The organism is Streptomyces sp. NPDC051310 (assembly GCF_044455245.1).
Taxonomy (GTDB): domain Bacteria; phylum Actinomycetota; class Actinomycetes; order Streptomycetales; family Streptomycetaceae; genus Streptomyces.
The window spans coordinates 1-2,933 of the sequence record NZ_JBITEO010000054.1; the positions used below are offsets into that span (position 1 = coordinate 1).

Below are 2,933 nucleotides of genomic sequence, written 5' to 3' on the forward strand. Positions count from 1 at the left end.
GTCGAGGAGCAGGACGTCCTTGACCTCACCCTTGAGGACACCGGCCTGGAGCGAGGCGCCGATGGCGACGACCTCGTCCGGGTTCACACCCTTGTTGGCCTCCTTGCCGCCGGTCAGCTCCTTGACGAGCTCGGCGACGGCCGGCATGCGGGTGGAGCCACCGACGAGAACGACGTGGTCGATCTCGGAGAGCTGGATGCCCGCGTCCTTGATGACGTTGTGGAACGGAACCTTGCAGCGTTCCAGCAGGTCCGCGGTCAGCTGCTGGAACTGGGCGCGGGTGAGCTTCTCGTCCAGGTGCAGCGGGCCCTCGGCGGACGCCGTGATGTAGGGCAGGTTGATCGAGGTCTCGGTGGACGAGGACAGCTCGATCTTGGCCTTCTCGGCCGCCTCGCGCAGACGCTGCAGCGCCATCTTGTCCTTGGACAGGTCCACGCCGTGCCCGGACTGGAACTGCTTGACCAGGTAGTCGACGACGCGCTGGTCCCAGTCGTCACCACCGAGGTGGTTGTCGCCGTTGGTGGCCTTCACCTCGACGACGCCGTCGCCGATCTCCAGCAGCGAGACGTCGAAGGTGCCGCCACCGAGGTCGAAGACCAGGATGGTCTGGTCGTCCTTGTCGAGGCCGTACGCCAGGGCAGCGGCCGTCGGCTCGTTGACGATGCGCAGGACGTTCAGGCCCGCGATCTCGCCGGCCTCCTTGGTGGCCTGGCGCTCGGAGTCGTTGAAGTACGCCGGCACGGTGATGACCGCGTCGGTGACCTTCTCGCCCAGGTACGCCTCGGCGTCCCGCTTCAGCTTCTGCAGGATGAAGGCGCTGATCTGCTGCGGGTTGAAGTTCTTCCCGTCGAGCTCGATCTTCCAGTCGGTGCCCATGTGGCGCTTGACGGACCGGATGGTCCGGTCGACGTTGGTGACCGCCTGACGCTTGGCCACCTCGCCGACGAGCACCTCGCCGTTCTTCGCGAAGGCGACGACGGACGGCGTGGTCCTGGCGCCCTCGGCGTTGGTGATGACGGTGGGCTCGCCGCCTTCCAGAACGCTGACGACGGAGTTAGTCGTGCCCAGGTCGATGCCGACCGCACGTGCCATTTCGATTCCTCCAGCTGACTTGAGTGGAACAGGCTCAAGGATGCACGACCGGGGGAATCGAGTCAACAGACCTGAGTCGAGGCGGCTCAGCTTTTATCGGGTGCTTATGCGCAAGCAGCCTCCGCGCCACCGTCCAAGCAGGCCCGCACACCCCGCCCCGCCCGCCAGGGCCGCCGCGCGACCCGCCGCATACCGACACGCTCTACCCATGGCGCACCTCACCATGCGATCGTTCCTGGAAGACGACAAAAGCCGCGTTCTTCGCGTCTTACGGATTGACGAAACGGTCGGGTGCCCTCCATGCGACGACCCCTGCCTCCCCTGTCCGACCGGCCCGGCGTCCCCGCCCCGCCCGGCCCGCCCGCCCCGCCCGGCCCGTCCACCCCGCCCGGCCCGTCCACCCCGCCGGGGCCCGCCGCCCCGCGCGGCCCGCGCGCCGGAGCCTTCGGCGGCAGGCCCCGGCTGCGCGCCCCGGCCCCCAAGCGCCTGCTGGACCTGCTCCTCGGCTCGGCGCTCCTGGTCCTGACCGCTCCGCTGCTCGCCGCGGCCACCGCCGCCGTCGCCCTGCGAAGACCCGCCGACGGTGTCTTCGCGCGCGAGACGCGCACCGGCCTGGGCGGCCGGCCCTTCACCCTGCGCCGGCTGGCGACCCGGCGGCCCGGCCTGCGGCTGCTGTCCCAGCTCCCCCACGTCGTACGTGGCGAGATGTCGCTGGTCGGTCCGGCCCCGCTGGCCCCCGGCGCACCCGGCGCCGCGGCCCCCTGGCGCGGGAGCGTCCGGCCCGGCCTGACCGGCCTCGCCCAGGCACGGCGGCACTCCGGACTGCCCTGGAACGAGCCCCTGCTGCTCGACCAGCACTACGTCGAGCACCATTGGCTGGGACTCGACCTTGCGCTGCTGCTCCGGACCCTGGTGCCCACGGCCCGGGCGAGCGACGCAGATCACCGCGCACGCGGCTACAGTGCGGCGGAATAAGTGGGTACGCTCAGCATCGAACTGAATAAGTTACCGCTTAGTAGTACCTAAGTTTCCCCCACCTCGCAGGCCCGAGGAGCCCCCATGCAACTCGCCGCGATCATTGTGTCGCTGACCCTGACCGTGGTCGGCGTTGCGCTGCTCGCCCGCGCCATCGGCCAGTTCGTCCGGTACTTCAGGCTGGGCCAGCCGGTCCCGGCCGGCAGCCGGACCGACAACCCCTACCAGCGCAGCGTGACCCTGGTACGGGAGTTCCTCGGCCACACGCGGATGAACCGGTGGGGCATCGTCGGCGTCGCCCACTGGTTCGTGGCGGTCGGCTTCCTGACGCTGCCGCCGACGATCATCACGGCGTACGGCCAGCTGTTCCAGGCCGACTGGACGCTGCCGGTGCTCGGCGGCTTCCTCCCCTACGAGCTCTACATCGAGTTCATCGGTGCGATGACCACCCTCGGCATCGCCACGCTCATCGTCATCCGCCTGCTGAACCTGCCCTCGCGTCCGGGCCGCAAGTCCCGCTTCGCGGGCTCGAAGATGGGCCAGGCGTACTTCGTCGAGTACGTCATCCTCACCATCGGCCTGGCCATCTACGTCCTGCGCGGCCTCGAAGGCGCCCTGCACCACGTCGACCACTACGAGGCCGCGTACTTCGCCTCGTACCCCCTGGTCCTGCTCTTCGAGGGCCTCAGCGTCGGTGCCCTGCAGAACCTGGTCTACCTCTTCGCCATGATCAAGCTGGGCACGACCATGGTCTGGATGATCACGGTCTCGCTCAACACCAACATGGGTGTGGCGTGGCACCGGTTCCTCGGTTTCCCGAACATCTGGTTCAAGCGGAACGCCGATGGTTCCACCGCGCTGGGTGC

2 protein-coding genes and 1 pseudogene are annotated in these 2,933 nt (G+C 69.1%); 2 read left to right on the forward strand and 1 reads right to left on the reverse strand.

Annotated elements, in window-relative coordinates; translation table 11 throughout:
• Positions 1 to 1,092 (reverse strand): Hsp70 family protein (locus tag ACIA79_RS33485; protein ID WP_399432198.1); only part of this gene is annotated, 1,092 nt, incomplete at its 3' end.
• Positions 1,093 to 1,392: 300 nt separating this feature from the next.
• On the opposite strand from ACIA79_RS33485, the gene ACIA79_RS33490 reads away from it, so the two are divergent.
• Positions 1,393 to 2,067: a sugar transferase gene (locus ACIA79_RS33490; RefSeq protein ID WP_399432199.1), complete on the forward strand. Its 675-nt coding sequence runs from the start codon at positions 1,393 to 1,395 to the stop codon at positions 2,065 to 2,067.
• A gap of 84 nt (positions 2,068 to 2,151) precedes the next feature.
• Positions 2,152 to 2,933: pseudogene (locus ACIA79_RS33495) on the forward strand (Fe-S oxidoreductase); the annotation flags it as partial.